The organism is uncultured Lentibacter sp. (assembly GCF_937123735.1).
In the GTDB taxonomy this organism is placed as follows: Bacteria; Pseudomonadota; Alphaproteobacteria; order Rhodobacterales; family Rhodobacteraceae; genus Lentibacter.
Genome location: NZ_CAKZKL010000026.1, coordinates 61,450 through 83,528, shown reverse-complemented (window position 1 = coordinate 83,528; position 22,079 = coordinate 61,450). Strand labels below are relative to the sequence as shown.

Here is a 22,079-nt window from a genome sequence, read left to right as displayed (position 1 = left end):
TTCTGGTCAAAAATACCTTGGGGGAGCGCGAGGGGGCAAAGCCCCCTCGCCACCGCGACGCGCCAAAGGCGCGGCGCAATCGCTTAAACAGAGCCGAAGCCCACGTCCAACGCCGTCAGAACCGTGTCAATCTCCGCGTCCGAAATCGTCAGAGGCGGCGACATCAAAATATTATTCGCCCCAAGCCGCACCATCGCACCCGCATCATAAGCCGCCTTATGGATGCGCTTCATCGTGGCCATATCCATCGGCGTTTTGGCTGCCGTATCCGCGACAATCTCGATCCCGGTCATAAGCCCGTGGCCGCCGCGCACATCGCCGATGATGTCGTATTTCTGCGCAAGCTTCAGCGCCCCTTCATAAAGCTGCTTGCCGCGCGCTGCGGCGTTTGTCTTGGTATCGAGCCGCAAGGTTTCGCTCAGCGTTGCTGTTACAGCCGCCGCGCCCACAGGATGCGCCGAATAGGTATAGCCATGGAAAATCCCCGCCTCACCCTTGGTGTCGTTTTCAAACACCTCGGCCACCGCCTCGCTCATCAGAGCCGCGCCCACAGGGAAGTAGCCCGAGGTAATCCCCTTGGCCGTGCTCATCATATCGGGCTGCACACCCCAGTGCCGCGCACCGCTCCAGTGCCCCGTGCGCCCGAAGCCTGTGATCACCTCGTCAGAAATCATCAAAATCCCGTGCCGCGTGCAAATCTCGCGCAACAGCGGCATCAGGGTCTCATGCGGAACGATAACACCGCCCGCGCCTTGGATCGGCTCCATGATAAAGGCGGCAATGGTGTTTGCGCCCTGGAAGTTGATTTCATCCTCCATGGCCTGCGCAATATTCTGCGCCAGCTGCGCCGGGTCGGTCTCGTGAAAAGGGTTGCGATAGGTATAGGGGCTGGGCAGATGGAAACAGCCGGGCAAAAGCGGCTCATAAGCAATGCGGAACCGGTTGTTTCCGTTCACACTCGCGCCGCCAAAATGCGTGCCGTGATAGCCCTTCTTCAGGCTCAGGAATTTTGTGCGCGTCGGCGCGCCCTTGATGCGGTGATACTGCCGTGCAAGGCGTAGGCACGTCTCCACAGAGTCTGAGCCGCCCGAGGTGAAAAACACCCGCCCCATACCATCGTCCTTGAAGAACTCGCGCACAGCATATGAGGCTTCAATCGCCGTCGGGTTGCTCGTGCCGGCAAAGGCCGAGTAATAGGGCAGCTCGTAAAGCTGTTTGGCAATCGCGTCTTTCACAACATTGTTTGAGTAGCCAAGGTTCACACACCACAAGCCACCCACAGCATCAACAACTTCCGCCCCGTCCAGATCGGTGATCTTCACACCCTCAGCGCTCTTGATGATCGTGGGGGGGTGCTCAAGGCTGTCCCCGGGCGCGCCCATCGGGTGCCACATATGCCGGGCATTGTTCTCTTTGAGAAAGTTGTCGTCTTTCATGGCGCTCTCCATCGGGCTTCGCAGAAATTTGATCAAATTCTAGCACGCCGCCCGATTCTGTCCAGCGCGATTACGCTCTGTAGCGCGCCACAAAGGCGCGCAAAATCCGCTCAGGCTCCGTCACATTGGCCGCATGGCACATGGCAATCAGGCTCTCGGCCTCTTCGGGCGCAAAATAGCCTCTGTGCTTGTAGATGTTTATGCGCGCTTCAAACTCCGCCGCATCGGCCTCGGGGTGAAACTGGGTGGCATAAACATTCTCCTTGTAGCGGATCATCTGGTAAGGGCAGCTCGGCGCTTTTATGAGGTGCACACAGCCCTCGGGCAGGCTTTGCAGCGCCTCCTTATGGCCCACAAAGGCCTCAAACCGCTCTGGCAGACCGGCGCAGAGCGGGTCTGCCTTGCCAGCCTCCGTCAGGCGGCAGTCCGCCGTGCCCACAGGCTCGCCAAAACGCTCTTTGCTGACATTTTGCGCCAGATGGTGGCTCAACACCCCGATCCCGTAGCAACAGCCCATAAACGGAACGTCCCGCGCCGTGATCTCGGGCATGAGAGACAGCACATCACGCTCGATCTTGGCTTCAACGGGGGTTTTCGCCTCGGGCGCATCACTGACACACCCGGGCCCGCCACCCACAATCACGCCGGCGTAATCACTCAAATCCAGCCGCGCGGGCAGGTCTTCGCAGTCCAAACGCACACGCTGCACCTCTGTTGGCGCAAGCCCAGCCTTGGTGCAAATCGCAGCAAACTCACTGTCCGCCGCCGCCGCTTCAGGCCTTAACTGCAATACCAAAAAGGGTTTCATAGGACATATCCTTTTGCACCCACATGCATCGTCTTGACCCCGGGTTGCAATCCCTTAGGTTAAAGAGACCTGAAGAAAGCAAGAGCCCGCCATGGCACAGCGTCGCAGATCTAAGGCCGCATCGCCCGTCCTGCCAGCGCCCCGGGCCCGCTCTGGCACAAGAGCTGCGCCTCTGCGCGCCAGCGCCGCACGCAAAGCTAGAGCCTCATGACGTCTCTGTTTTCCAAGCTGCTCTCCCGGCCCTCCGCAGCAAAAACCCAGGCTCAGAAAGGCGACAGGCCAGCGCCACGCAAAGTGGACCTCTGGTTTCACGCAACCAAAGCCAGCCATCTTCCCAGCTTCCTGCACTTGCACCGCAGGCTGGCGCTCGAGCGCCCCGACATCACCTGCCTGCTCACCACAGACGGCAACCTACCGCGCCCGGACGCGCTGGAAACCAACATCCACTGGCGCGTGCTCAAACCCGGCTCAACCGGGGCGACAGACCTGTTCTGGCACTTCGCCCCGCAACTTTGCGTCTGGGCCGGCGGCGCGTTTGCCGCCCCGCTGCTGGAAGCCGACAAACGCGGCATCACCCTGATCCTGCTGGATGCACAAACAGACACGTTCCAGACAAGCCTCTGGCCGGGCCAGAGCCTCTCGCAACGTCGGGTGCTCAAGCTGTTCTCAGCCTGTTTTGCCAGAGATGACGCGGCCCGCAACAGCCTGATCAAAATGGGCCTCCCCGCCGAAAATGTTTTTGTAAGCGGCCCCCTGCAAGAGGGCCTGCCCCCGCCCGGATGCAACGAGGCCGCGCTCGACAGCCTTGCCGCTGCAATAAAATCGAGGCCCACATGGCTTGCCGCCGGCACAAACCTCGCCGAACTCGACATCCTCTTGCCCGCCCATATCAAGGCAAGCCGCTCAGCCCACCGGCTTCTGCTCATTCTCCTACCCGATCAGGAGCGCGACAGCGACGCTTTTCAACATGCCCTTGAGCACCACCAGCTGCGCTACACGCTCTGGCCCGACCTTGACGGGCTGGGCGATGAGAGCGCCCAGGTTCTCCTCGCAAAAGATCCCGCCGAGCTCGGTCTCTTCCTGAGGGTCGCACCTATCTGCTTCATGGGCTGCTCGCTGGTTTCAGGATGTGGCGGGCACAGCCCCTACAGTGCGGCCAACCTTGGCTCTGCTTTGGTGTATGGCCCCAACGTCGGCAAACATCTTGAGAGCTACGCACGCTTTGCCGCAGCCGGCGGGGCGCATATCGTGCGCGACACCCAAACCCTTGCCGCAGCCGTGAGCCAGCTCTCTGCCCCCGACCGCGCGGCCAAAATGGCCATGGCGGCCTGGGAAATCGCCACAAACGGTGCTGCGGCCACAGACCGCGTCACCGCCCTCATTCACGACACACTCGACCAGCTGGAGACGCGCTGATGCAAACCCCCCGCTTCTGGTTTCGCCGCCGCAGCTGGCAGGCCAGCCTGCTCGCTCCGCTTGGCGCGCTTTACGCCCGAGCCACCGCCCGCCGCCTCTCTCGCGGAGCGCTCAACGCGCGCAGCCTCCCGGTGCCGGTGATCTGCGTGGGCAATATCAATGCCGGTGGCACTGGCAAAACCCCGACAGTGATCGCCCTCGTGCAGGCGCTGCTGGCCCGTGGCCACAGCAAACCAATTGTTGTCTCGCGCGGCTATGGCGGCCAGCTGCAAGGCCCGCTCACCGTCAACCCTCGTCAGCACAGCGCCACAGAGGTCGGAGACGAGCCGCTGCTGCTGGCGGCCTTCTGCACCGTCATTGTCGCAAAGTCGCGTCGTGAGGGGGCCGAAATGGCCGTCCAAGACGGGGCCACCGTGATCCTGTTTGACGACGGCTTCCAAGACCCGAGCGTCAAGAAAGACCTCTCCTTTGTGGTGGTTGACGCCAAACGCGGCTTCGGCAACGGGCGCTGCCTGCCCGCTGGCCCCCTGCGCGAGCCGCCCGGGGCGGGCCTCAAACGCGCAGATGCGCTCATAACACTGGGCTGCTCCGCCGATCAGCAAAGCTTCGCCCCAAAAGTGCAAGTCCCGCGGCTCACCGCAACATTGCAGCCTCTGGCCACGGGCATGGACTGGCAAGACACCCGCGTGCTTGCCTTTGCCGGAATAGGCCATCCGGAAAAATTCTTCGCCAGCCTCAAGGCCCTCGGCGCCATCTTGGTGCACAGCGAAGCCCTCGCCGACCACCAGCCCCTGACACCCGCTCTCATGGCCCGTTTGTCCAAAGACGCCAAACGTCACAATGCCCGCCTCGTCACCACAGAAAAAGACGCCGTCCGCCTGCCCCAATCCCTGCGTCAGGAGGTGCTCACCCTGCCGGTGCGGCTTCTCTTTGATGATCCCGAGCAGCTCACATCCCTGCTCCAGACCCTCCCAGAGGCCGACCCATCTGCTTCTGTTTGAAAGTGTGTAGGGGGTCTGGGGGCAACGCCCCCAGATGGTCGGCCAGATGGTCGGACTGTGCGCAGCACAGTCCGAAACACCTCAGCCATCCTCGCCAAGTTTGGGCGAAGGTCGCGTCAAAGCCAGCTGCGCATCAGTAAACACAAATGGCGCACGGATTCCGGGAACGCCGTCCAGCTCAATCTGCATCCCACGCGCCTTGACCTGCGGATCAGCAAAAACTTCAGCCATATTGTTGATCGGTCCGGCCGGAATCCCCTCGGCCTCACAGCCCGCAAGCAGCTCGGCCTTGGTCCGCTTGGCCGTTTCGCCCATCAAAAGCGCAATCATGGCCGGGCGGTGGGCCACACGGTCGGCGTTGCTCTTGTAATCGGGGTGATCTTTCATCCAGCCAAGGCCCAACAAGTCACACAGCCGCTGATACTGCCCGTCGTTGCCCGTTGCGATGATGATATGGCCGTCCTTGCAGTCAAACACCTGATAGGGTGTCAAATTCGGATGGTAATTCCCGGTCCGTCCGGGCGCAACGCCCGTGGTCAGATAGTTCAACCCCTGGTTTGCCGTCACCGCAACAGCCACATCCAGAAGGGCCATATCAAGCTGTTGGCCGCGCCCCGTGCGCTCGCGCTGGTAAAGGGCAGCCAGAATGCCCGCCACCGAATACACCCCGGTAAACACATCTGTCATCGCGACACCGGCGCGCTGCGGTTGCCCGTCGGGTTCACCGGTGATCGACATCAGCCCCGACATGCCCTGAATGATGTAGTCATAGCCCGCCCGATGGGCATAAGGGCCGGTCTGGCCAAAGCCGGTGATCGAACAATAGATCAACCGGGGGTTCACCTCGGCCAGGCTGGCATAATCAAGGCCGTATTTGGCCAGCCCGCCCAGCTTGAAGTTCTCGATCAGAATGTCCGCATCTTTCACCAGCTCACGCACATGCGCTTGCCCTTCGGCGGTGCGAAAATCAATCACAACGCTGGCTTTGCCCCGGTTGCAGCCATGGAAATACGAGGCCGATCTGTCTCCCTCACGCTCCACAAAGGGTGGGCCCCATTGGCGCGTGTCATCTCCTTGCGGAGCCTCAACCTTGATCACCTCCGCGCCAAGGTCCGCCAGGGTCTGGCCAGCCCAGGGCCCAGCCAGAATGCGGGCCAGCTCGATAACTTTCAGTCCTTCCAGCGGTGCGGACATGGCTCAATTCCCGAGTTGGGCGTCGATCACATCGCGCAGCTTGGCATAATTGTTACCAATCACCCGGTCTTCGCCCACAATGAACGAGGGAGTCGATTCAATGCCATCAGCCTCTGAATTGGCCTGAAACCACTCCACAAGCGCCTGCGCCTTGTCCTGATCTTCCAGGCAGGCATCAAGCGTTTCGCTTGAAAGCCCCGCAACACGGCCAACCTTGCGCAACCCATCCGCCATCTGCACGGGATCACCGCCGCCAAGCCATTCGCGCTGCCCCTTGTAGATGAGATCGGTGATGCCAAAGAACTTTTCCGCCCCGCCACAGCGGGCCACCATGGAAGCCCAAAGCGCGGCCCGGTCGAAATAGACCTCACGATAGGTGAAATGAACCTTGCCGGTGTCGATGTAATTGGCCTTCAGGTCCTTGAAGCCCTCACGATGGAACGCCCCGCAATGCGAGCAGGTGTAGGAGGCATATTCCGTCACCTTCACCGGCGCATTCACATTGCCCAAAGTCATTTCCACAATCGCCTGCTGCGCCGTCTCTGCGCTCTCTGCGCTTTGCGCGCTAGTGTCACCCGCTGATGTGCCGCCCAAATCTGCGGCCACGGGCGTGGGGGTCTTGTTCTGGTTGATCACCCAGAACCCAATCCCGGCAACAAGCGCAATCCCGACAATAGCAAGTATCTGTTTCATATTCTTCTCACTTTAAGCGTTTGTGTTTGGTTAGAATGTTTTGGCCCAAAGCTTCAAGAGCCTGTCGCAAATTGGTGTCGCCCACAGCAACAGCGCAAGCCCGCGCCTTGCGCAGCACCTCGGGGTCGGTCTCTTCTGGCCCCGCCTTGATCTTGCGGTGGGCAAAATCGACCTGCCCCTCAGAAAAGCCGCTGGCATGGGTCTGGGTGATCCGGATGCCGGATATCGCATTATAGCCGTAAGCCGCGTTCACACGCGCCCGCAGCCCGGTTTTCTGCATCTCCAGCACCGGCGCATTGGCCCCTGTCGTCAGCAAGCACAGCGTTGCTCCAAAACCGCCCTTACCATAACTTACCTCAACCGGACGGCTGATCGCGGCTATCTCTGGTCCGGCAATTTCTTCCCAATGGGTGAGCAAGCGCGAAACAGCAAAACCGCGCTGCTGGGAAACAGCTTTGATCCTGTCTCCCATAAGGTTGGCAGCCCGCTTAAATCCGCGTTTGCGCTGGGTATGGCTTGCATCTTTGGTCATCCGCGCCATGTTACCCCTGCCTGTGCCCCTTGCACAGAGCGATTGGTCAATAAGGTATAAACAATGCGTGAAACGGCCTCTGCGTCCGATCTGCTTGCGTGGTATGATGTCCATGCCCGCACGCTGCCATGGCGGGTCAGCCCGGCTGATCGCACACGCGGGGTGCGCCCTGATCCCTATGCAGTCTGGTTGTCGGAAATCATGCTGCAACAAACCACCGTGGCCGCTGTGAAAGCCTATTTTACGCGCTTTCTTCTGCTCTGGCCCACCGTCGAGGCGCTGGCCAACGCCCGCGACGAAGATGTGATGGCCGAATGGGCGGGCCTTGGCTATTACGCACGCGCGCGCAATCTGCTCAAATGTGCCCGCGCGGTGGCCGCGCTCGGTGGCTTTCCAGACACCCGCGAGGGCCTGCAAAAACTTCCCGGTATCGGCCCCTATACCTCCGCCGCCCTCAGCGCCATCGCCTATGATCAGCCAGAGACAGTGCTCGATGGCAATGTGGAGCGCGTCATGTCACGCCTTTTCGCCGTGTTAGAGCCGCTTCCTGACAGCAAGGAAACCCTGCGCAGCCATGCTGCCTCTCTCACGCCCCAGAAACGCGCGGGCGACTACGCCCAAGCGGTGATGGACCTTGGCGCAACCCTGTGCACGCCACGCGCGCCCGCCTGCGGCATCTGCCCTTGGCGCGCGCCGTGCAAGGCCCGCGCCGAAGGGATTGCCGAGACCCTGCCACACAAGCGCCCCAAGGCAGCCAAGCCCACACGCCTGGGCATTGCCTATATCGGCCGGCGCGCCGATGGCGCCTGGCTGATGGAGCGTCGCCCTGACAAAGGCCTTTTGGGCGGTATGCTCGGCTGGCCCGGTGCCGAATGGGGCGCAGACCGAATCGCCCAGCCCCCCCTTGAAGCCGACTGGCAGCCGCTTGCCGAAGAGGCCCGCCACACCTTCACGCATTTTCACCTCCGCCTTGATGTGCAGATCGCCCACCTCCCGCAAGACGCCAAGGCCGAGGGGCTGGAGTTTGTCGCCAAACACCGCTTTGCCCGCAACGCCCTGCCCACCGTCATGCGAAAGGCGTTTGACCTTGCGCAAAGCGCGTTCAACACTCACCTGCGATAGTCTCGCCTATATGTTTCAGTAAAGGGTTTCGCCATGCTTACCGCCCAACAGACAGCCAGCCTCAGCCGTGCTCTGCCGTTCTGGCTCTCGCTTATACTCATCCCGCTTGCCTGGATCGGGGCCCTCTATGGCGGCTGGACGGTTGTGTTGTTGCCAGTGGCCACCTGGTATCTCTTTTCTGGCCTTGACGCCCTGCTTGGGCTCAATCTCGAAAACGCCGATCCCGGCATTGGCGAGGAACATCTCAAAGCCTATGCGCTCATCACCCAAATCTGGGCACCGCTCCAGTTTCTTACACTCTTCGGGCTGCTCTACTATGTCCCCCGGGCCGAGCACCTCGGCGCGCTGGAAACCATTGTGCTCTTCTTCGGGGTCGGGGTGATCACCGGCACCATCGGCATCAACTACAGCCACGAGCTCATGCACCAGAAAAACCGCTTCGAGCGCTGGCTGGGCGATATCCTGCTCGCCATGGTGCTCTACTCGCACTTCCGCACCGAACATCTTCTGGTGCATCACCGCTATGTCGGCACCCCGCGCGACGCGGTGACAGCGCGCATGGGCGAGGGGTTTCATCGCTACTTCCCCCGCGTGTTGCGCGAGGGGCTGCGCTCTGCCTTTCAGGCCGAGAAAGACATGCTCGCCCGCAAGGAGCTGCCTTGGAGCGATACCTCCAACCCCTTCTTCCGCTATTGGGCGCTGCAAGGCGCGATGCTGCTTCTGGCGCTCCTCATTGGCGGCTGGGTCGGCCTCGGCCTCTTCCTCTGGCAAGCCTTCATCGCCGTGTGGCAGCTTGAGCTTGTGAACTATGTCGAGCACTACGGCCTCACCCGCAAACACCTGGGCGAAGGCAAATACGAGCACGTCATGCCCCACCACAGCTGGAACGCCGCGCATAAGGCGTCAAACTGGCTGCTCATCAATCTTCAGCGCCACTCCGATCATCACTACAAACCCGACCGCCGCTTCCCGCTGTTGCAAAACTACGATATCGACCAGGCGCCACAGCTTCCCTACGGTTACCCGATCATGACAATGGCGGCTATGGTGCCGCCGCTCTGGCGCAAGTATATGAACCCTCGGGTGCGCCGCTGGCGCGAAATGTATTACCCCGAGATTACCGAGTGGACGCCCTATAACAAAGGCACAAACCCGATGCCGCGCTAGCCCGCGCGCCAGAAACAAAGACAGGACACCGCCACAATGAGCGCCAACAAACGCATTGCCCTCTCCAGCGATCACGCCGCCATCGAGCTGCGCCAAGCCATCGCCACACATATCGCCGCGCAGGGCTGGGAGCCGGTCGATATCGGCCCGACAACGCCGGAAAGCACACATTACCCCGCCCACGGGCAGGCCGCCGCCGAGCGCGTGGCCTCGGGCGATTGTGCGCTGGGCATCATCCTCTGTGGCACCGGTCAGGGTATCATGATGGCCGCCAACAAAGTCAAAGGCATCCGCTGCGGTGTCTGTTCAGAACCCTTTTCTGCCAGCATGATCCGCGCGCATAACAACGCCAATATGCTGTCCATCGGTGCGCGTGTGACAGGAGAAGGGCTGGCGCTTGACATCGTTGACGCCTTCCTCGGCACAAGCTTTGAGGGCGGCCGCCATGCCACCCGCGTCGATATGATCACAGCGCTGGAAAGCTGAAAAAAAGGCCCCGCCTCAATAGAGAGCGGGGCCAAGGTAAAGTGCCGTGGAGTCAGGCCACAGGCACCGGCGGTGTTGGGTTTCGCACAGAGCTCCCCCGTCGGCTCAATTAAGAGCCGCTCTCAGGGGGTGCCTTTTTGTGAATGTCAGTTGCGCATCTCCGCGCGGATCTGCTGGCGGAACAGCTCGATGGGAACCTGTTTGCCATCCCGCTTGATGCACCAGTAAGTCCAGCCGTTACAGCTTGGTGCGCCTTCCAAATGCGCGCCCACCTGGTGGATCGAACCTTTGATATCATCGCCAATCAGCGTGCCATCGGCGCGCACCTTGGCCTTGTGTCGCCCGTTGAGGCTGTAAAGCTCTTCGCCCGGGCGCAGCATTCCACGCTCCACAAGCTGCCCGAACGGCACACGCGGCTCCGCACGCTTGCTGACGCTCACTTCCAGCGCGGCCTTGTCAAACTTGCGCACATTTCTGATACGCTTCTCAGCCACCTTGCGATAAGCCTCTTCGCGCTCGATTCCAATAAAATCGCGGCCCAGCATCTTGGCCACAGCGCCAGTTGTCCCCGTGCCAAAAAACGGATCCAAAATCACATCACCCGGGTTGGTCGAGCCGATCATCACACGGTGCAAAAGCGCTTCAGGCTTCTGTGTCGGGTGCGCCTTGTCGCCGTTCTCGTCCTTCAGGCGCTCACCGCCGTTACAGATCGGAATCACCCAGTCCGAACGCATCTGTATCCCTTCGTTCAGCGCCTTCAGCGCCTCGTAATTGAACGTATATTTGCTGCTCTCGCTCTTGCCCGCCCAAATCATTGTCTCATGGGCGTTGGTAAAGCGCTTGCCACGGAAATTCGGCATGGGGTTTGACTTGCGCCACACCACATCGTTGAGAATCCAAAACCCCTGGTTTTGCAGCTCTGCCCCCATGCGGAAGACATTGTGATACGAGCCAATAACCCAGATCGCCCCATTGGGCTTGAGCAAACGGCGCGCCGCCGCCAGCCACTCGCGGGTGAATGTGTCATAGGCCTTGAAGCTGTCAAACTGGTCCCAGTGGTCATCCACCGCATCCACCTTGGAGTTGTCGGGGCGGTGAAGATCGCCCTTGAGCTGCAAGTTGTAGGGCGGATCCGCAAAAATCAAATCAATACTCTCAGCAGGAAGCGCATTCATGCGCTCGATGCAATCACCGTCAAGAATTGTGTTCAGCGGAAGCGCAACGGCGCTCGCCTTGGGTGTTTTCGTTTTCATTTTCTGCCTCTGTCTCGGTGCTTTTTGCACACGCTTATTGAGGCCTAGGATGAGTCATTGCCGATTCGCGGTCAATTTCTTTTTTGAATCAGTCACTTACATTTTTTTGTTGATACAAGATATTGTGCACTGGTTTGAACGAACGTCTATGGTGTGGGGTCACCCCAAGATTTTGAAGCGCCAACCTGTGACTTTTTGATGGGTAGCCCGCGTTGCTTTCCCAGCCATACCCCGGGTAGTGTTGCGCCAGCGCCAGCATCAGCGCATCACGCTCGGTTTTCGCCACAATTGACGCCGCCGCAATGCTGAGTGATTTGCCATCGCCCTTCACAATCGCCTCCGCCGGCGCGGTCAGCCCCTTGGGAATGAGGTTGCCGTCAATCAAACAATGGTCCGGCGGTGTGCTGAGCCCCGCCACGGCCCGCTCCATCGCCAAATGGCTGGCCCGCAAAATATTCAACTGGTCGATCTCCTCCACGGTGGCCGCACCAAGGCTCACCTCCGCACTGGCCATGATCGCTTTCGCAAGTGCGTCGCGGCGCTTGGCCGTAAGCTTCTTGCTGTCGTTCAGCCCCTCGGGAATATGTGCAAGATCAAGCACCACGGCACAGGCCATCACCGGCCCCGCCAGCGGCCCACGGCCCACCTCGTCAACACCCGCAATGCGCGCAAAGCCACGCGCCATCGCGGCGCGCTCAAAAGAAAGATCCGGTCCTGTCATGCCGCCAAATGACAGGTAAGACAGGTCCGGATCAAGAGCCGATATGGCTCACCCCGCCAGGCGGAACCCATATTGGCGCAAGCATTGCGGTGCATAGCCACGGCGCTGGCCCTGCCGTGTCCAGAGCTTCACAGAGCAGTTCCGTGGCAGCTGTGCCGTCCAACGGTAGCTGTTTTGCATACAACGCTGGCCCAGAAAGCGGATGCTCTGGCCGCGGGTGTTCACCACTCTCAGACAGGCGCGCGGCAATGTCTTTTTGCGCTGCTGCGGTGGCACAGGTCGCGCGCGCACCGGCTCATGCGCGGCATGGTCATGGCGTTTGCGCTCCGTTGAGACATCGGCAAGCGCTGCGCCCAAAAGCACAAAGGCCGCCAGCCCCAGCAAGGCTTTGTCGCGCTCGCGGCTCCCTGCAAAACTCGGGCTCGCCCCGATCAACGAGAACGCAACAGCGCCCGCCACAACAGCAGCCATAAATTTCCGTGACATAGGTGGGTCTCCTTTCGGTTTTCTGTGGCCCGCATATCTTATGCAAGCCAATCCCAAACCCACCGTCAGCCCCGCATCAAAGACAGGCAATAACCCCGCGCCGCTATCCAATATCGCCGCTTTGGCGCGGGGTTGGATATTGAATAACACAGCCAAAGCGCGCAGTCTGACAGCATGAAAAAGCTCATGCTCATAACCGCCGCCCTGGCGCTTCTGGCGGCCCCGCTCAAGGCCCAGGACTGCTTTGCCGATTACAAGGCCAAACAAGATAACCCGCTCAAGCTGCACTACGGTGTCGCCCGCCTGTCCGGCCCCTGCACCCCCGATGCTGCCGCCACCGAGCTGGCGGGGCGGCTTGCCAAAGGTGGCTGGGTGCTGCTCAATATTGTCTCGGTCTTCAACGCCACTGGCCTAAACGAGAGGAAAGAGAGTGCAGGATCCTTCTATCTCCGCTTCTGAGCGCATGAGCACCCCCATGCGCAGCGTTTACCTCGGAATCTTCGCCATCGTGATGATCCTGCTGGTGGCCGCTGTGGTGCTTTTTCTCACCCTCCCCGATGCCGGCGCCTTCAACGCCCGCGTTGAGCAGCTTTTCATAGCCAACCACGATCTCACCGATCAAGCCAATATCAAACTCCTGGAAATCCTCGCCCAATCCGGCACAGCCTTCGCCGACACATTGGCCAGCTACCGCATGGTCATCTTCATTCTTCTGGTCTTCGCAACCGCCATGCTCATCGCGGCTTTCGTCTTGCTGCTCGGCCTCGCCAGCTTCAGCCGCCGCATGGCCGTGATCGAACGCACCGGCATTCAGGTTAATTCCCTCCTGCTCAGCCGCGCAGAAAACACCGTCTACCTCAACAACATGGGCTTCAAGCTCACGGGCGCTGCGATGGAAACACTCTCTGTCCTAGCCGAAGCCCGCATGGATGACGACATCCTCAACGGAGCCGAAATCGAGGCCATGATCTCGGGCCGCAACGCCGCCGATTGCGATGAAGCCGCCGGCGCCACCCGTATCAAACGGCTGCGCGACACCCTGGGCAATCAGTTGGTCTCCCAACTTCTGATCAAAAATATCGCCCGCCGCGGCTACATCCTCAGCATAGACAAAGACGTGATACAGGTGCTCTAAACCGCAGCTTTGTCTTTCTTATTGCTCTAAATATCCAAGCTCAACAGCGCCGCAAACGCACCCTATCGGTCGTCGCCTGTGCTGTGCAAAGGGCTCGGGGGAGCGCGAGGGGGCTTGCCCCCTCGCACGGGTCGGATTTGCAAAGCAAATTCGAAGCCTCAGAGTGCGGCGCGCAGCTTTTCCATCAGGGCGGTGAGGTTCTTCACATAAAGCTCGCCCTTCAGCCGCCCTTCTTCGTCAAACTCCGCATAGCTCGCAGCCACCGCAACTTCGGGGCCCGTTACAAACCGTGGTGAAAAAGGGACCATACAGCTGCGCAGCGTCACTTGGCCGCGCTCGCCACCCCCGCGCCCTGCCGCAGCGGACATCAGCGCCACGGGTTTGTCCGCCCAAGGGTTGCCTTCCACCCGGCTCACCCAGTCCAGCGCATTTTTCATCACACCACTGAGGCCCTTGTTGTATTCCGGCGACGACAGGATCACCGCATCCGCCGCCGCGATCTGCTGGGCGAGTGTTGTCACCGCAGCCGGCGCGCCCTCGGCGGCCTCAAGGTCGCCGTCATAAAGCGGCAGGTTCAAATCGGCGAGCGTCAGCTCCGCATCGCCCATAAGCCGCGCCGCCTCTTTCAAAAGCAATGTGTTTGTTGAACCCTTGCGCAGCGCGCCTGACAGTCCGAGAAGTTTAACCTGAGCCATGCTGGCCTCCTGAATTACACGATGCCCCTACCTAGGTTGCCAGCCCGCAAGGCACAATTCCCACAGATGCACAGCCCCTGTGCGCAAAAAGAAAAACCCCGCCCTCTCAGGGGCGGGGTGTCCTGTAAAACCTGTGGTGGGGCTTACACGCTCGGCGTGATCACAATTTCCACGCGGCGGTTAAGCTGGCGTCCCTCCGGCGAAAGGTTGGTGGCCAGCGGCGCATCTTCGCCCCGGCCAATCGCCTGCATTCTGAAACTGTTGACGCCTTCACTTGCCAATACCGCCGTCACCGCCTGCGCCCGGCGCAGGCTGAGGCTCTGGTTATACCCCGCATCACCGGTGTTGTCGGTATGGCCAATCACCTGAACAGTCGAGTCCTCATAGGCCTGCAAACTGCTGGCCACAGCCCGAATATCGCGGGTCAAATCAGGGCGCAGGCTCGCGCTGTCCGTGGCAAAGAGAATATCCTGCGGCATGGTCACAATCAGCCGCTCACCGGTGTTGACGATCTTCGCATCGCTGCCCAGTTTCTCGCGCAGATCACGCTCCTGCTGGTCCAGCGCCGCGCCGGTCAGCCCGCCAATACCCGCGCCCACAATCGCCCCGCGAAACGCGCCTTTCTTGGCGTCATCCTGGGTGATCGCCCCAATCAGCGCGCCCGCCGCGGCGCCAAGCAAAGCGCCCTCTTTGGCCTGCCGGTTCGGGTCCTGCTGATTGACAAGCCCCGCCTCGGTGCAGCCCGTCAAAGCCACAGTCGCACCCAGGGCGCCCATGGCCATCAATTTTGAAATAGGAGTCATTTTTGCCTCATCTTATACCTGCCACAGAGCTTGCGGCTTACCCCATATATAGCCTGCCTGAGCCTGCGCTCAAAGCGGCCTTCCCCCCTGATCGGCAGCAATTCGCCCATCGGCTCACGCCTCCTCGCGGGCCGCTTCCCAAGCCAGCAGCGCCCGCTTCACAGGCAATCCCCAGTGATAGCCCCCCAGCGCACCCGATTTGCGCAGGGCGCGGTGGCACGGAATGAGCCAACTCACAGGGTTGCGCCCCACAGCCGTGCCCACAGCGCGCACAGCCTTGGGGCTGCCAATCGCCCCCGCAATCTCGCCATAGGTGGTCACATGCCCCGAGGGCACGCGCAGCAAAGCCTCCCAAACCTTAATCTGAAAAGGCGCACCCATCAGGTGCAACGCGGTCTCGCCCGTCCCGCTGATCCCCGCCGTCACCCAGCCCGCCAGCCGCTCGGGCGCGTGCACAAACTCCGCCGCAGGCCAGCGTTGCGCCAGATCCTCAAAACAGGTCTCACGGCCCATCTCCTCGGCAAATCCCATGCCGCAAATGCCCCGCTCCGTGCCCATGACAATGGCCGCGCCAAACGGCGTATCAAACCAGCCGTAGCGGATGCTCAGCCCCGCGCCTTTGCGGGCAAATTCGCCGGGGCTCATCGCCTCCCAGCGCAGAAAAAGGTCATGCAGCCGCCCGCTGCCAGACAGCCCGACAGACTGCGCCGTTTCCAGCGTGGTAAAGCGCTCGCTCAGGAGGCGCTTGGCCTCGCCCAGCTGCAAATACTGCTGGTAGCGCTTGGGCGACACGCCCACCCAGGCCGAAAACATGCGCTGGAAATGCGCCGCGCTCATGTTCATCTCGCCCGCCAACGCCTCAAGCGAAAGCGGTGCCTCAGCGGCGTCAATCACCTCCAAGGCGCGGCGCATGAGCTTGTAGTGATACTGCCCTTCAGGCGCGTCTATGGTCATTGCAGCTCTCTCCTTGCCAAAACATTACTCCGCCCCAAAGCTCCAGGCGACCCGTTTCCTGCGGAAATCCGCCACAGGCCTGCACACGCGTCAGAATGGCACGTTTTAATATAGCGCTTTTGGCATATGTTTTTCAGGCGCGCGTTCGTTTCGTTTAGCAATTGGAGAGTTCCATGAAGAAAATTCTTGCCGTCACACTCTTTGCCGCCGCGCTTGCCATGCCTGCTGTTGCAAGCGATGGCCCCGACAAGCTGGTCACAGTCGTCACATCCGAAAACGCACAAGTGCAGCTGATGTCGATGGTGCTCACCACCCAAGCCATGGGCCGGGGCCACCGTGCGCATATCCTGCTCTGTGGTCCTGCCGCAGATATGGCCCTTGCCCAGGCCCCCGACAGCGCGACAGCCGGTCAGCCGCCAAGGGGCGCAAGCCCGCAGGGCCTTCTGAAAATGGCGATGGACAAAGGCGCGCGCGTTGAAGTCTGCGCCATCTACCTCCCCGGCAAGGGCGCGGATGCCAGCGTGCTGATGGAGGGCGTGGGCGTGGCCCAGCCTCCCGCCATGGCCGGCGCCATGATGGGCGATGACACGGTCGTCTGGTCGTTCTGAGCGAAAACAGGGGCCAGCTCCGGCTGGTCCCTTGCCCTTTTGGCCACAGGCGGGCATAGGGTTTGCCCATGGCCAAACAACTTGATTATCACACGATCCGCGAGATCTTCACCCGCTTTCAAGAGGCAGACGCCGCCCCCAAGGGCGAGCTGGATCACGTCAACGCCTATACCCTTGTCGTTGCTGTGGCGCTCTCGGCCCAGTCAACCGATGTGGGCGTGAACAAGGCCACACGCGAGCTCTTCAAAATAGCCGACACCCCCGAAAAGATGCTGGCGCTTGGCGAAGAAGGCCTGATTGAGCACATCAAGACAATCGGGCTTTACCGCAACAAGGCCAAGAACGTCATCAAGCTCTCCCGCATACTGGTTGAAGACTATGGCGGCGTTGTGCCCAACTCTCGCGCCGCTCTTGTCTCGCTGCCGGGCGTGGGCCGCAAAACCGCCAATGTCGTGCTCAACATGTGGTGGCACTATCCCTCACAGGCGGTCGATACGCATATCTTCCGCGTCGGCAACCGCTCCGGCATCTGCCCCGGAAAAGATGTCGACGCCGTGGAGCGCGCTATAGAAGACAACATCCCCGTTGATTTCCAGCAGCACGCCCACCACTGGCTCATCCTGCATGGCCGCTACCACTGCAAAGCGCGCAAACCGCTTTGCGCCACCTGTATCATCCGTGATCTCTGCGCATTCGAGGAAAAAAACCTATGAAGAAGTATCAAGTTGTCGGCATCGGCAACGCTGTTGTCGATGTCATCACCCAGTCCTCCGACAGCTTCCTCACCGAAATGGGCATCGAAAAAGGCATCATGCAGCTGGTCGAGACAGAGCGCTCCGAACAGCTCTTTGCGGCCATGGGCGCGCGCGTGCAAACGCCGGGCGGCTCTGTTGCCAACACAATCGCCGGCATCGGCAGCCTCGGCCTCGCCACCGGTTTCATAGGCCGCGTGCGCGACGATGAGCTGGGCCATTTCTACGCTGACGCGATGACAAAGGAGGGCATCGACTTTGTGAATGCCCCCGTGGCGGGCGGCGAGCTGCCCACCTCGCGCTCGATGATCTTTGTCTCTCCCGATGGCGAGCGCTCGATGAACACCTACCTCGGCATTTCCGCCGAACTTGGCCCCGAAGATGTGGACGAAACCGTGGCCGCAGGGGCAGAAGTGGTCTTTCTCGAAGGTTACCTCTTTGACAAGGACAAAGGCAAAGACGCCTTCATCCGCACCGCCCGCGCCTGCCGCGCCGCAGGAGGCCGCGCCGGGATCGCCATTTCCGATCCCTTCTGTGTCGAGCGCCACCGCGCCGATTTTGTGAACCTCATCGAAAACGAAATGGATTTCGTCATCGGCAACGAGGCCGAAATCCGCTCGCTCTATCAGGACAATGATCTTGAGGCCGATCTTGCCCGCGTCGCCGCCGCCTGCCCGCTCGTGGTCTGCACCCGCTCGGGCGATGGCGTGAGCATCCTTCACGAAGGCCAGCGCACCGATATCGGCGTGACAAAAATTACCCCCGTCGACGCCACAGGCGCGGGCGATCAGTTCGCCGCCGGCTTCCTCTTCGGCCTCGTCTCGGGCCGCGATATGGAAACTTGCGGCAAAATGGGCAATCTCTGCGCCGCCGAGGTGATCAGCCACGTTGGCCCGCGCCCCGAAGTGCCGATGATGCAGGTCTTCCGCCGCGAAGGGCTTGTGGTTTGATCAGCCGAACTTGCCCGCGATAAATGAACGTGCCTCTCGGGTTTGCGCAGCGGTAAACATCTGCTCGGTCGGCCCGATCTCCAGAAGATTGCCGAGGTGAAAGTAAGCCACACGGTCGGCCACCCTGCGCGCTTCCATCATCGAATGCGTGATCACGACAATCGCATGGTCTTGCTTGAGCGAGATCATCAGCTCTTCAATCTTGGCCGTTGCAATCGGATCAATCGATCCCGTCGGTTCATCCATCAGCAATATCTCAGGCTTCGTCGACAAGGCACGCGCAACACAGAGCCGCTGCTGCTGACCTCCACTCAGTTCTGTTCCGTCTTTCTTGTGCAAGACATCTTTCAACTCTTCCCACAGATGCGCCTGGCGCAGACAGCTTTCCACAAGCTCATCGAGGTCTGCCTTGCCAGAAGTTAGCCCATGAATTTGGGGGCCATAAGAAACGTTCCGATAAATCGTAGCCGGGAAAGGGTTCGGCTTTTGCGCGACCCAACCAAAGTGACGCCGATACTCAGGCGGGTCAACGTCCCGAGCATAGGCATCCTTCTGCCTGAACAGAATCTCTCCTTCGATTCTGACGCCTGGTGTATCGTCGTGCATCCGGTTCAGACACTTGAGCGCGGTTGACTTGCCGCAGCCAGATGGGCCGATAAAGGCCAAAAGCTCGCTCGGATGAAGATCAAAACTCACGTCTTCAAGCGCTTTCTTGGACTCATACCAAAGCGACAGGTTCCTGACCTCAAGTTCAGGTGCCGCGTTAGCGAGGCGATAGTCTATCATCGGGAAGTGCTGTGTCATGGCAATCTCCTTTGCAGTCAAAAGGAAATTGCCTGCCACTCAGGCAAACAGATTTGATCTGAATCCCGAAAAGCGAAACTTCATGAAAAATTCACAAGGCCGTTACAAAAGCCGCGCCGCTCAATCGCCCAGCTTCGCATGAACCTCGTCCAAATCAATCTCGCCTACCGGCATCTTGTTGGATGGGTCCTCAAAGTCGTATTTGAACAGGTTGAAATCGCGCTTGAAGATCTCGTAAACCAGATGCATCGACAGATCGTCAAAATAGTCTTCCACAGGATGCGCGCGCTTTGGCCCGTGCCCCTCGCTTTCGTTAAACCGGGGAATGGCCTTCAGATCAACGACATGCGGAGTCTCGATTGCGCTGAGCACCTGCTGCATCCCGTCGTTGAACTGCTCTGTCCAGACAATCTTGTCATAGCGCCCACCGTTCACAATAAAGGTGCTCACATGGCCCGACATTGCACTCCAGTGAATGTCCGGGTCCATTGGCCGCCGGCAGCGAATGGTGTCGCGCACAAACAGCAAAAAGCGGCGGAAACTCCTGATCTGGTCAAACTCCTGCTTGCCATCCTCCCCGCCCACTTCGATCCCGTATTTCTGGATCAGAAGCGGCACAAGGTTCCCACGATAACGCCGCCCGTTGCGCTGAATCCCGCAGATCTTGTCAAAAAAGCTTGAGAGAATCCGCGTGTAAGGATTGCGCACACAGGTGAAGGCAAAGGAATTATGCGTCCTCACATTGGCGTTGATCAGCGGCTGGCTCTCTTCACGCGCCCATTTGTGCAGCCCTTCGGTGGCATCGTGGATATCACCGTCAAAAAACACCCCATGATCAGAATAATACATGATTTGCCCAATCGTGGAGCAAGCACATTTGGGCACAACCCGATACACGACACTCTCGCTCTCGGTCATCCATGTTCCGGGAAAACCCATTTTCGCCTCCTAAAATCGCCCATGGCGACAGCACTCGTTATAATGTTCGCAAAAAAGCAAAGATTTCGTGTTTATTCAACCGGCCTTCACCTCTATCAAGTAAACAGTTTGAAGAATTTCTAGGTAAATGTTTCCGTTATGGCAAAAATCGCTTTCATACTGCTCTGCCATAAAGACCCAGAGGCCATCATCAAGCAGGCCGAGCGGCTTACAGCCGCGGGTGACTACATGTCGATCCATTTTGATGCCCGCGCCAAACCGGCCGATTTTGCCGCCATAGAGAGCGCGCTCAAGGACAACCCCAACGTCACCTTCGCCCACAAACGGCTGAAATGTGGCTGGGGGGCCTGGTCTTTGGTGCAAGCCACGCTCAACGCGGTTGAAGCGGCTGTTGCCGCCTTTCCGCGCGCCACGCATTTCTACATGCTCTCAGGCGATTGCATGGCCATCAAATCAGCGGAATACGCCCATGACTTTCTCGACAATGAAGATGTCGATTACATTGAAAGCTTTGACTATTTTGAAAGTGACTGGATCAAGACCGGCATGAAGGAAGAGCGCCTGATCTACCGGCATTTCTTCAACGAACGCACCCAGAAACGCAGATTCTATGCAGCCTTCAACCTCCAGCGCAAGCTGGGCCTCACCCGCAAGATCCCCCATGATATTGAGGTGCAGATAGGCAGCCAGTGGTGGTGCCTGCGGCGGCGCACCATCGAATGGATCCTCGCCTTCACCAAGGCCCGCAAAGATGTCATGCGCTTTTTCCGCACCACATGGATTCCCGATGAGACCTTCTTTCAAACCCTCGTGCGCCACCTTGTGCCGGAAAACGAAATCCGCACCCGCACCCTAACCTTCCTCATGTTCACCGACTACGGAATGCCTGTCACCTTTTACAACGATCACTACGACCTCTTGCTCAGTCAGGATTATCTCTTCGCCCGCAAGATCAGCCCCGAAGCCAAAGAGCTCAAGCGCCGCCTCGGGCTGCTCTATGCCACCCGGGGCCGAGCGTTCAAAATCTCCAATGAAGGGGCCAGCCTCTTTCGTTTTCTGACAAGCCGGGGCCGCGAGGGCCGCCGCTTTGGCACCCGTTTTTGGGAGAGCGAAGGGTCCATCGGCCGCGAGCGCGAGCTGCTGATTGTGGTCTGCAAGAAATGGCATGTCGCCAAGCGGCTGGTGGAGCGCATTCACAAGTTTAGCGGCATTCCCTGTGTCGAATATCTCTTCAACGAGGAAAGCACACCCCTGCCCGATCTTGGCGGCCTCCAGTCTACCATCGTCAAACGCCACCGCCACCGCCGGGCGCTTCTGCGGATGTTGTTTGACTATTACGAGACCAACCAACTTGTTGTCTGTATCGATCCGAGCAATATCGACCTGCTCAATGATTTCTGTTCAGACCGCTCCAAAACGCGCCTGCTTGAAATAGAATGCGACTTTTCCGATGCCTATCTCACGGGCCACGCCATGCGGGTTGGCCTTGCCGGTGAGAAGACCCCACGCGAAACGCTGGAAAGGCTGCTGCCCACAATTCGGGCCGATATGCTCCACGAAAGCGATATTCTGCGGGATGCCCATTTTGACGGGCACCACCGCCTGAGCGAGACAGGCAGCCTGGAAGAAAACGCAACGGCCCTGGCCCATTTCCTGGCCACCACCGAGGAAATGGGCCTTGAAATTGCCAATATCGACTATCTCTTTGCCGATTGATCAGGCTTGCCCCCGCGGCCTGCCTTGTCTTATATGAGCCAAACCAAGGCCTCTGAAGGAACTGCCCGATGACAACCCAAGCGCCCGAGACAAAAATCGTCGACAGCTACCGCGTGTCATGTGATGGCGGCACCGGCGGCCACCCGCGCATCTGGCTTCAGATTCCGGGCGAGCACGGCTGGGTCGAATGCCCCTATTGCGATGCAAAATATGTCCACAAGGACTTTGCAGACAAAGTTTGAGCCACAAAACATTGCGCAAGAAACGGGTCGCCCACGGGCGGCCTTTTTTTGGCCCAAGTAGCTGTTCCTTTGCCCCCGCCAGAGTGTTGGGCCATCGCCTGACCGCGGGATGGCGAACAACACTCCTTCGAAGCACTTTATCTCTGCCAAGCCCGCGCGCCAATAA

The 22,079-nt window shown here is 59.8% G+C and carries 25 protein-coding genes; 12 read left to right on the top strand and 13 right to left on the bottom strand.

The window, feature by feature from the left end:
• Window positions 1-83: 83 nt before the first annotated feature.
• Both Q0478_RS06895 and Q0478_RS06890 read right to left on the bottom strand, forming a co-directional pair.
• Window positions 84-1,436, bottom strand: a complete 1,353-nt coding sequence (locus Q0478_RS06895) for an aminotransferase class III-fold pyridoxal phosphate-dependent enzyme (RefSeq protein ID WP_298677523.1) — start codon at window positions 1,434-1,436, stop codon at window positions 84-86.
• 70 nt (window positions 1,437-1,506) lie between these two features.
• The gene (locus tag Q0478_RS06890; RefSeq protein ID WP_298677521.1) at window positions 1,507-2,244 is read right to left on the bottom strand and encodes a glutamine amidotransferase; all 738 of its coding nucleotides are present in this window, start codon (window positions 2,242-2,244) and stop codon (window positions 1,507-1,509) included.
• 207 nt (window positions 2,245-2,451) lie between these two features.
• Here Q0478_RS06890 and Q0478_RS06885 point away from each other — a divergent pair, with 207 nt between their 5' ends.
• A complete protein-coding gene (locus Q0478_RS06885) occupies window positions 2,452-3,660 on the top strand; it encodes a glycosyltransferase N-terminal domain-containing protein (RefSeq protein WP_298677519.1) in 1,209 nt (402 codons plus the stop codon).
• The gene (gene lpxK, locus Q0478_RS06880) at window positions 3,660-4,661 is read left to right on the top strand and encodes a tetraacyldisaccharide 4'-kinase (protein WP_298677517.1); all 1,002 of its coding nucleotides are present in this window, start codon (window positions 3,660-3,662) and stop codon (window positions 4,659-4,661) included. Before Q0478_RS06885 ends, lpxK begins: the two co-directional genes overlap by 1 nt.
• A gap of 81 nt (window positions 4,662-4,742) precedes the next feature.
• Here the strand turns inward: lpxK and Q0478_RS06875 are convergent, their stop codons facing one another.
• From Q0478_RS06875 to Q0478_RS06865, 3 genes are read right to left on the bottom strand one after another with little or no spacing between them, the layout of a single operon-like run.
• Window positions 4,743-5,855, bottom strand: a complete 1,113-nt coding sequence (locus Q0478_RS06875; protein ID WP_298677516.1) for a CaiB/BaiF CoA-transferase family protein — start codon at window positions 5,853-5,855, stop codon at window positions 4,743-4,745.
• A 3-nt stretch (window positions 5,856-5,858) separates the two neighbouring features.
• Window positions 5,859-6,548 (bottom strand): DsbA family protein, encoded by a 690-nt coding sequence (locus tag Q0478_RS06870; RefSeq protein ID WP_298677515.1) that lies wholly within the window; start codon window positions 6,546-6,548, stop codon window positions 5,859-5,861.
• Window positions 6,549-6,555: 7 nt separating this feature from the next.
• Window positions 6,556-7,089: a DUF721 domain-containing protein gene (locus tag Q0478_RS06865; protein WP_298677513.1), complete on the bottom strand. Its 534-nt coding sequence runs from the start codon at window positions 7,087-7,089 to the stop codon at window positions 6,556-6,558.
• A 54-nt stretch (window positions 7,090-7,143) separates the two neighbouring features.
• Between Q0478_RS06865 and Q0478_RS06860 the strand changes: the two genes are divergently transcribed.
• Genes Q0478_RS06860 through rpiB form a run of 3 tightly spaced genes read left to right on the top strand, consistent with a single transcriptional unit; the run spans window position 7,144 to window position 9,855 of the window.
• On the top strand, window positions 7,144-8,202 hold the full coding sequence (locus tag Q0478_RS06860) for an A/G-specific adenine glycosylase (protein WP_298677511.1): 1,059 nt from the start codon (window positions 7,144-7,146) through the stop codon (window positions 8,200-8,202).
• A gap of 33 nt (window positions 8,203-8,235) precedes the next feature.
• Window positions 8,236-9,369, top strand: coding sequence for an alkane 1-monooxygenase (locus Q0478_RS06855; protein WP_298677509.1), 1,134 nt, complete (start codon window positions 8,236-8,238; stop codon window positions 9,367-9,369).
• 36 nt (window positions 9,370-9,405) lie between these two features.
• Window positions 9,406-9,855, top strand: coding sequence for a ribose 5-phosphate isomerase B (rpiB, locus tag Q0478_RS06850; protein ID WP_298677507.1), 450 nt, complete (start codon window positions 9,406-9,408; stop codon window positions 9,853-9,855).
• A gap of 146 nt (window positions 9,856-10,001) precedes the next feature.
• On the opposite strand, the gene Q0478_RS06845 is transcribed toward rpiB, so the two are convergent.
• From Q0478_RS06845 to Q0478_RS06835, 3 genes are all read right to left on the bottom strand, one after another.
• A complete protein-coding gene (locus Q0478_RS06845) occupies window positions 10,002-11,108 on the bottom strand; it encodes a site-specific DNA-methyltransferase (protein WP_298677505.1) in 1,107 nt (368 codons plus the stop codon).
• Between the two features lie 88 nt (window positions 11,109-11,196).
• On the bottom strand, window positions 11,197-11,829 hold the full coding sequence (locus tag Q0478_RS06840; RefSeq protein ID WP_298677503.1) for a ribonuclease HII: 633 nt from the start codon (window positions 11,827-11,829) through the stop codon (window positions 11,197-11,199).
• A 48-nt stretch (window positions 11,830-11,877) separates the two neighbouring features.
• Window positions 11,878-12,315 (bottom strand): hypothetical protein, encoded by a 438-nt coding sequence (locus tag Q0478_RS06835; protein WP_298677501.1) that lies wholly within the window; start codon window positions 12,313-12,315, stop codon window positions 11,878-11,880.
• A gap of 174 nt (window positions 12,316-12,489) precedes the next feature.
• Between Q0478_RS06835 and Q0478_RS06830 the strand changes: the two genes are divergently transcribed.
• On the top strand, window positions 12,490-12,774 hold the full coding sequence (locus tag Q0478_RS06830; protein WP_298677500.1) for a hypothetical protein: 285 nt from the start codon (window positions 12,490-12,492) through the stop codon (window positions 12,772-12,774).
• Window positions 12,746-13,450 (top strand): helix-turn-helix domain-containing protein, encoded by a 705-nt coding sequence (locus tag Q0478_RS06825; RefSeq protein ID WP_298677498.1) that lies wholly within the window; start codon window positions 12,746-12,748, stop codon window positions 13,448-13,450. Before Q0478_RS06830 ends, Q0478_RS06825 begins: the two co-directional genes overlap by 29 nt.
• Window positions 13,451-13,608: 158 nt before the next feature.
• Here the strand turns inward: Q0478_RS06825 and Q0478_RS06820 are convergent, their stop codons facing one another.
• The 3 genes from Q0478_RS06820 to Q0478_RS06810 all read right to left on the bottom strand — a co-directional run bounded on the left by Q0478_RS06820 (window position 13,609) and on the right by Q0478_RS06810 (window position 15,902).
• Window positions 13,609-14,145 (bottom strand): NADPH-dependent FMN reductase, encoded by a 537-nt coding sequence (locus Q0478_RS06820; protein WP_298677497.1) that lies wholly within the window; start codon window positions 14,143-14,145, stop codon window positions 13,609-13,611.
• Between the two features lie 143 nt (window positions 14,146-14,288).
• Window positions 14,289-14,948 carry an OmpA family protein gene (locus tag Q0478_RS06815; protein ID WP_298677496.1) on the bottom strand — a complete coding sequence of 220 codons (660 nt, stop codon included), beginning with the start codon at window positions 14,946-14,948 and terminating at the stop codon, window positions 14,289-14,291.
• 114 nt (window positions 14,949-15,062) lie between these two features.
• On the bottom strand, window positions 15,063-15,902 hold the full coding sequence (locus Q0478_RS06810; protein ID WP_298677494.1) for a bifunctional helix-turn-helix domain-containing protein/methylated-DNA--[protein]-cysteine S-methyltransferase: 840 nt from the start codon (window positions 15,900-15,902) through the stop codon (window positions 15,063-15,065).
• A 173-nt stretch (window positions 15,903-16,075) separates the two neighbouring features.
• Between Q0478_RS06810 and Q0478_RS06805 the strand changes: the two genes are divergently transcribed.
• From Q0478_RS06805 to Q0478_RS06795, 3 genes are all read left to right on the top strand, one after another.
• Window positions 16,076-16,510: a hypothetical protein gene (locus tag Q0478_RS06805; protein ID WP_298677493.1), complete on the top strand. Its 435-nt coding sequence runs from the start codon at window positions 16,076-16,078 to the stop codon at window positions 16,508-16,510.
• Between the two features lie 68 nt (window positions 16,511-16,578).
• Window positions 16,579-17,223 carry an endonuclease III gene (nth, locus tag Q0478_RS06800; RefSeq protein WP_298677492.1) on the top strand — a complete coding sequence of 215 codons (645 nt, stop codon included), beginning with the start codon at window positions 16,579-16,581 and terminating at the stop codon, window positions 17,221-17,223.
• Window positions 17,220-18,212, top strand: coding sequence for an adenosine kinase (locus Q0478_RS06795; RefSeq protein ID WP_298677489.1), 993 nt, complete (start codon window positions 17,220-17,222; stop codon window positions 18,210-18,212). The genes nth and Q0478_RS06795 overlap by 4 nt, the downstream gene beginning before the upstream one ends.
• On the opposite strand, the gene Q0478_RS06790 is transcribed toward Q0478_RS06795, so the two are convergent.
• Both Q0478_RS06790 and Q0478_RS06785 read right to left on the bottom strand, forming a co-directional pair.
• A complete protein-coding gene (locus tag Q0478_RS06790) occupies window positions 18,213-19,016 on the bottom strand; it encodes a phosphate ABC transporter ATP-binding protein (RefSeq protein ID WP_298677487.1) in 804 nt (267 codons plus the stop codon).
• Window positions 19,017-19,136: 120 nt separating this feature from the next.
• Window positions 19,137-19,955, bottom strand: a complete 819-nt coding sequence (locus Q0478_RS06785) for a sulfotransferase family protein (protein WP_298677484.1) — start codon at window positions 19,953-19,955, stop codon at window positions 19,137-19,139.
• 138 nt (window positions 19,956-20,093) lie between these two features.
• Between Q0478_RS06785 and Q0478_RS06780 the strand changes: the two genes are divergently transcribed.
• Together Q0478_RS06780 and Q0478_RS06775 are read left to right on the top strand one after the other, a co-directional pair.
• Window positions 20,094-21,671 carry a DUF5928 domain-containing protein gene (locus tag Q0478_RS06780; RefSeq protein WP_298677482.1) on the top strand — a complete coding sequence of 526 codons (1,578 nt, stop codon included), beginning with the start codon at window positions 20,094-20,096 and terminating at the stop codon, window positions 21,669-21,671.
• Between the two features lie 68 nt (window positions 21,672-21,739).
• On the top strand, window positions 21,740-21,913 hold the full coding sequence (locus Q0478_RS06775) for a zinc-finger domain-containing protein (protein WP_298677479.1): 174 nt from the start codon (window positions 21,740-21,742) through the stop codon (window positions 21,911-21,913).
• Window positions 21,914-22,079: the final 166 nt, after the last annotated feature.